The 6045-nt window shown below is 73.0% G+C and carries 5 protein-coding genes; 2 read left to right on the top strand and 3 right to left on the bottom strand.

Annotated features, from left to right (window positions below; genetic code table 11):
- Positions 1–341: 341 nt before the first annotated feature.
- Entirely contained in the window at positions 342–1652 is a 1311-nt protein-coding gene (locus tag ACFC0B_RS26430; RefSeq protein WP_376090604.1) for an extracellular solute-binding protein, read from the bottom strand.
- A 342-nt stretch (positions 1653–1994) separates the two neighbouring features.
- Here ACFC0B_RS26430 and ACFC0B_RS26425 point away from each other — a divergent pair, with 342 nt between their 5' ends.
- Both ACFC0B_RS26425 and ACFC0B_RS26420 read left to right on the top strand, forming a co-directional pair.
- Complete coding sequence (locus ACFC0B_RS26425) at positions 1995–2831, top strand: IclR family transcriptional regulator (protein WP_376090601.1); 837 nt, start codon at positions 1995–1997, stop codon at positions 2829–2831.
- A 289-nt stretch (positions 2832–3120) separates the two neighbouring features.
- Positions 3121–4770, top strand: coding sequence for an alpha/beta hydrolase (locus ACFC0B_RS26420; protein WP_376090598.1), 1650 nt, complete (start codon positions 3121–3123; stop codon positions 4768–4770).
- 268 nt (positions 4771–5038) lie between these two features.
- Here the strand turns inward: ACFC0B_RS26420 and ACFC0B_RS26415 are convergent, their stop codons facing one another.
- Both ACFC0B_RS26415 and ACFC0B_RS26410 read right to left on the bottom strand, forming a co-directional pair.
- Entirely contained in the window at positions 5039–5407 is a 369-nt protein-coding gene (locus ACFC0B_RS26415; protein ID WP_376090595.1) for a hypothetical protein, read from the bottom strand.
- Positions 5404–5964, bottom strand: coding sequence for a universal stress protein (locus tag ACFC0B_RS26410; protein ID WP_376090592.1), 561 nt, complete (start codon positions 5962–5964; stop codon positions 5404–5406). The genes ACFC0B_RS26415 and ACFC0B_RS26410 overlap by 4 nt, the downstream gene beginning before the upstream one ends.
- Positions 5965–6045: the final 81 nt, after the last annotated feature.

Here is a 6045-nt window from a genome sequence, read left to right as displayed (position 1 = left end):
GTTTGTGGGTTTGGCCCCCGGGGTTGGGGTGGCCCCCCCCCCCGCCCCCCCCGGGCGGGGGGGGGGGGGGGGGGGGGGGGGGGGGGCCCCCCCCCCACGCCCTGCCCCGGCGCCACCCGCTCGGGGAAGGCGGCGCCGCCGGGGCGGTCGTGGTGGGTGCGGACACGTACGGGACCTGCTCTCTGGATGCCCGGTGGGCCCGGGTCCGGCGGCGGGGAGCCACCGCCGGACCCGGGTTCAGCCGGCCTGAACTTCTCGGGTGGCCTGCGCTCTCCGGTGGCCTGCGCTCCGTGAGCGACCTGCGCTCGGTGAGCGGCCGGGGCTCGGTGGGCGCCCGGGGCTCAGCGGGCGGCGAAGGCCGAGGTGATCTGGGTGGCGGCGTCGCCCGAGGCCTTCGCCACGTCCGCCTTGCCGGTGACGACCTGCTGGAGCATCGTCGGGATCACGGCCTGTGCGTCGATCTGCGCCCACGCCTGGTCCAGCGGCACGAACTTGGTGCCGGCCGCGATGGTGTCGGTGAACGGCTTCAGGAAGGCGTCCTTCGCGGCGACCTTGGTGTTGACCGACTTCAGGGTCGGCAGGTTGCCCATGGCGTCGTACATCTGCTCCTGGTACGCCGGGCTCGCCAGCAGCTCGGCGAACTCCACGGCCAGGGTGCGGTGCTTGGCCGCCTTCATCACGCCGAGGTTGTTGCCGCCGGCGAACGCCGGGGCGATCGAGCCGGCCTTCTCGCCGGGCAGCGGGACGACCGCGTACTTGCCCTTGGCCGCGCCCGCGTCCACCTTGCTGCGGCTGGAGTTGGGCAGGATCGCCATCGCCGCCTTGCCGGCCGCGAAGAGGTCGACGGTCTTGCCGCCGGTGAGGTCGGCGCACTGCTGGACCGGGCACCCGTTCTCGTTGAACAGGTCGGTGTAGCGCTTGATGCCGGCCTGCGAGGCGGGCGAGTTGATCGCCGCCTTGAACTTGTCCCCCTCCTTGGCGGCGATGTCGCCGCCGCCGTCCCAGACGAAGGGCAGCGCGCCGAAGGTGTACTTGCCGCCGACCGCGATGCCGAAGGTGTCGGGGTGCGCGGCGTGGATCTTCTCGGTGGCGGCGACCAGCTCGGCGTAGGAGGTGGGCGCGGCCAGGCCGGCCTCGGTGAACAGGTCGGTGCGGTAGTACAGCGCGCGCACGCCGACCCACCACGGCAGGCCGTAGGTCTTGCCGTCGAGCACGGCGGTCGCGGCGATCGCCGGGTCGAGGTCGCCCTTGTCCTTCCACTTGTCGAGGTCGGCGCCGATCTCGGCGAGGCCGCCGGCCGCGACGTAGCCGGGCAGGTCGGTGTTGCCGAACTCGACCAGGTCCGGGGCGCTGTTCGGGTCGTTGAACGCGCCCTTCATCTTGGCGGCACGGGCCGAGGCGTCGGTGTCGATGTAGCTGATGTTGACGGTGACGCCCTGGTGGGAGGCCTGGAACTCGGAGACCGCCTTGCTGATCACCGCCTCCTTCGCGGCGTTGCCGGCCTCGTTGTACAGCCAGACCTGCAGCGTGCCGGTCTTGTCGTCGGCCGCCTTGTCGCCGGCCGGCACGGCGGTGCCGGGCGAGCAGGCGGCGGCAGCGAGGCAGGTGGCGGCGAGGACGGCGGCCGCGGTGGTCCGTCTGACGATGCGCATGGGTGTGGAGCCTCCCCTCCCGACAGCTGCCGCCGAGACGTGCGGCCGCTGGGGACGGGCACGTCGAAGCAGGCCCTGACCGGGGCCGGTGATGGGTGCGTGCGTGAACGCGTGGATGTGGGGGTGGTGCTACGCGGGTACGGCAGAGCGACCGCTCGGGTGGGCTGCGTCGCCTGCTCGATGCCAGGGACGTTAGGCGGGGGCGCTCACGCCCAACAAGAGCCGGTTCGCGAAGTTTTGCACTGCACAACGCTGTATCGAAAACGCGGCGGTCCGGTCCGGAAGGGGTACGGTTCGACAACCGCCGCAGTCCGGTGGCGGAACGAGAGGGGAACGCGACCGATGACGGAGCAGGAGGCCAGCTCGGCCACCTCCACCACCGCGAAACCGAAGAAGGCGGCGGGCGAGCGCAACCAGTCCTCCTCGCTGCGCCGGGCGCTGTCCGTCCTCGGCTACGTCCGCGACCACGGCGACGGGCGCGGCGTCCCGCTCGCCCAGCTCGCCGAGGCCCTCGACCTCAACAAGTCGACCGTGCTCCGGCTGACCGGCCCGCTGCTGGACGAGCACCTGCTCGACCGCGACCGGGAGACCGGCTGGTTCCGGCTCGGCCACGGCTCGCTGCGCCTCGGCCAGGCCTACCTCTCCACCCTCGACCTGCGCAGCGTCGCCGCCGAGCACCTGCGCCGCCTCCAGCGCGAGGCCGGCGAGACCGTCCACCTCACCGTCTGGCAGGCGCCGGGCATCGTCTACCTGGACAAGGTCGAGGACGAGACCAACGTCCGGATGGCCTCCCGGGTCGGCAGCCGGGCCCCCGCCTACTGCACCGCGACCGGCAAGGCGATCCTGGCCTGGCTCCCCGACGAGGCCGTCACCGAGGTCGTCGCGGCCGGCCTGCGCCCGGTCACCGCCTGGACCATCTCCGACGAGACCCACCTGCGCGCCGACCTCGCCCGGATCCGCGCCCGCGGCTACTCCATCGACGACCGCGAGAACGAGCCCGAGGTCCGCTGCGTCGCCGCCCCGATCTTCGACCACACCGGCGAGGTCACCGCCGCCCTCTCGGTCTCCGGCCTCACCTCCCGGATGACCGCCGCCCGCGTCCGCGCCCTCGGCCCCGTGGTCGCCCAGGTCGGCCTGCGCATCTCCCGCGAACTCGGCTCCGACCGCCCGGTGGCCTGACACGCGGAAGGGCCCGGCACCTGAACGAACAGGTGCCGGGCCCTTCCGACTCGGAGCGCCAGGCCCGGGTCGCACGGACTCTCCCCACTGAAAGTGGGACGTGCTCTGGTAGCACCACTGACGCCTGACGAGAGATCATCTCCCTCGCGACAGGAAGAACACTACCAGGCCGGAGCGGGTGCGCCGGACCACGAACGGTCGTCGGCACCGAACCACGCTGCCGTCACAGCTTCATAACGCCCCGTCAGTCGAGTAGATGTGCCATTGCACATGTCACATCATGCTCCCCATGAGAAAAGTCATCGCCTTACTGTCCACCGCCACCGCCATCGCCGTCCTCGGCGGCGCCGTCGCCGTCGGGGCCGAACCCGGGGCCGGCGGCCTCGGCCCCGAGAGCGTGCTCGCCGACACCGGGCAGGGCACCCTGGCGTGGAGCTCCTGCGAGGACCCGGCCACGCCCGCGCTGCAGTGCGCGATGCTCGACGTGCCCGTGGACTACTCCGAGCCGCGCGGACGCAAGATCAAGATCAAGCTGAACCGGCTCCCGGCCACCGCGCCCAAGGAGAAGCGCCAGGGGCCGATCCTGCTCAACCCCGGCGGTCCGGGGAACTCCGGCCTCTGGATGCCCGCCTTCATCTCCGGGCAGGTCCCGGCCGACGTCGCCTCGACCTACGACTGGATCGGCTTCGACCCGCGCGGCACCAACGGCAGCGAGCCCCATGTCGTCTGCGACCCCGACTACTTCGACGCCGAGCGCCCCGACTACCAGCCGAGCCAGGGCACCGCGAAGGCCTGGCTGAAGAAGGCCGCCGGGTACGCCTCCGACTGCGCCGCGCAGTGGTCCTGGCTGCTCCCGCACATGACCACCGTCGACAACGCGCGCGACCTGGACAGCATCCGGCGGGCGCTCCACGAGCCGAAGATCAACTTCTACGGCGGCTCCTGGGGCACCACGCTCGGCTCGACCTACGGGCAGCTGTTCCCGTCCCGGGTGCGCCGGATGGTCCTCGACAGCATCGTCGGGCCGACCATCAGCTGGTACGAGCACAACAAGCTCCAGGACAAGGAGCACCAGCGCCGCTTCGACGCCTTCGCCGCCTGGACCGCCAAGGCCGACTCCGTCTACCACCTCGGCACCGACCCGGCGGGGGTGAAGCGGGCCTACGACCAGATCGAGGCCGCCCTGCGGACCGACCCGGTGGACGCCGCCCCGGCCGTCGGGAAGATCGGGCCCGCCGAGTTCGAGGACACCTTCTACGGCGGCGGCTACAACTTCCTGCGCTGGCCCCGGATGGCCACCGTGATCTCCGCGTACGTGAACCAGCACGACACCCGGCCGCTCGCCATCGCCTACAACCGCTACGCGGCCCCCGGCGCGGACGACGGCTCGTTCCCGGCCTACAACGCGGTCCAGTGCACCGAGAACGCCTGGCCCCGCGACTGGGAGTACTGGAAGAAGGACCAGGCCGAGGTCAACGCCGTCGCGCCCTTCTACACCTACAACAACATGTGGTACAACGCCGCCTGTATGTTCTGGCCCTACGAGGGCAACCGGGCCGGCCGGCTGAAGATCACCGGAAAGGGCCTGCCGCCCGTCCTCCTCTTCCAGTCCACCGAGGACGGCGCCACCCCGTACGAGGGCGGGCTCGCCATGCGCGACGCGCTGCCCAGCGCCAAGCTCGTCGTGCAGGACGGCGGCAGCTTCCACGAGATCCTGTTCCACGGCAACGCCTGCCTGGACGACGCCTTCACCGCCTACCTCCGCGACGGCAGCCTGCCGAACGGCAAGGGCCGGATCGCCAAGACCTGCGCCCCCACCGCCGAACCCGCCCCGGTCTACGTGACCCCGCCGCCCGCGGCCGCCAAGGCCGCCGGATCACCCGACGCCGCCCCGCTCTCCCCCACCGACCCCGAGGCCGTCCGCGGCGTCCTGCGCTGACGGACCGACGGAAACGCGAGCGGGCCCGGTACCTGAAGAGGTACCGGGCCCGCTCGGCCATGGAGCGCCAGGCCTGGGTTGCACGGACTCTCCCCACTGAAAGTGGGACGTGCTCTGGTAGCACCACTGACGCCTGAGGAGGAATCACTTCCTCCCGACAGGAAGAACACTACCAGGTCGGAACGGGTGTCCGAACCGCCGGTGAACGGCGGTCCGGCCGGGTGGTTCGCGCCGGGTGGTTCAGGCCGGGTGGTCCAGGCCGGGTGGTTCAGGCGGCGAGATCGTACGGGGTGCGTCCGGTCCGGGGGCTTCCGGTCCCGGGGCGTCCGGGGAGGAGCGCGGGGGCGAGGGCGGCGGCGGCGAGCAGGAGGAGGTGGAGGGCCTCCGGGGCGGACGCGGTGAGGGTGCCGTGGTGGTTCTCGACGAAGCCGTTGTGGAAGAGCCAGGCGGCCAGGCCGATCAGCGGGGCGGCGGACGGGCGGGAGCGGCGGCCGACGGCGGCGCAGAGGGCGGCGTAGGCGGTGAACGCGAGCCAGGTGGGCCGGAGTTCGCCGAGGACGGCGAGCACGGGGAGCAGCGCGGCGGAGGCGGTGAGGGAGACCGCGAGCGCCGCCGAGGGGGCGAGGCGGGCCGTCATGCGCTCGCCGTCAGGCGGGTGCGGGGGTGGCGCTGCAGGGCCTCCAGTTCGCGTTGGAGCGGCGGCTTGGGGACGGCGAGGACCGGGCAGCCGGCGTGGCGGGTGCAGTAGGCGGTGATCGACGGGTGCAGGACGCGGGCGAGCGGGCCGCGGCCGCCGGCGCCGAGCACCAACAGGTCGTCCGGACGGTCGGCGCAGCGGACCAGGGCCTGGCCGGTCTCGCCGCGGACGGCGATGCTGCGCAGCCGGGCGCCGGACCAGGCGCCGCCGAAGGCCTGGTCGAGGGCGTCGCGCAGCCGGGTGGCGGCCGCGTCGCGGCAGGCGGACAGCAGCGGCGGGCAGGGCGAGCGGCGGTAGCCGAACTCGCCGCCGACCGGCGTCCAGCAGTGCACGGCGAGCACCTCGGCGTCGAGCCGGCGGGCCTCGGCGACGGCCCGGTGCAGGGCGGCGAGGCTGCCGAGCGAGCCGCTGACGCCGACGACGACGCGGCCGCGGCCGTCGTCCTCGGGAACCGGAACCCCGGTCGCGCTGGTGAGGTCTGTCGGCTCGTCCGCCATGGTGCTGTCCGTCCTCGCGGGTGGTGGCTGGTGCTGTCGGATCCAGCCAAGCCGGGGAGGCGGGGGGCGGGCGGTTCGTTG

It is taken from the genome of Kitasatospora sp. NPDC056184 (assembly GCF_042268405.1).
GTDB lineage: Bacteria > Actinomycetota > Actinomycetes > Streptomycetales > Streptomycetaceae > Kitasatospora.
This window is presented reverse-complemented; position numbering and strand designations above follow the sequence as displayed.

What these genes read in the sequence shown, in the direction of transcription:
- ACFC0B_RS26430 (WP_376090604.1), bottom strand. Translation starts at nt 1,652, where the DNA reads ATGCGCATCGTCAGACGGACCACCGCGGCCGCCGTCCTCGCCGCCACC.
- ACFC0B_RS26425 (WP_376090601.1), top strand. Translation starts at nt 1,995, where the DNA reads ATGACGGAGCAGGAGGCCAGCTCGGCCACCTCCACCACCGCGAAACCG.
- ACFC0B_RS26420 (WP_376090598.1), top strand. Translation starts at nt 3,121, where the DNA reads ATGAGAAAAGTCATCGCCTTACTGTCCACCGCCACCGCCATCGCCGTC.
- ACFC0B_RS26415 (WP_376090595.1), bottom strand. Translation starts at nt 5,407, where the DNA reads ATGACGGCCCGCCTCGCCCCCTCGGCGGCGCTCGCGGTCTCCCTCACC.
- ACFC0B_RS26410 (WP_376090592.1), bottom strand. Translation starts at nt 5,964, where the DNA reads ATGGCGGACGAGCCGACAGACCTCACCAGCGCGACCGGGGTTCCGGTT.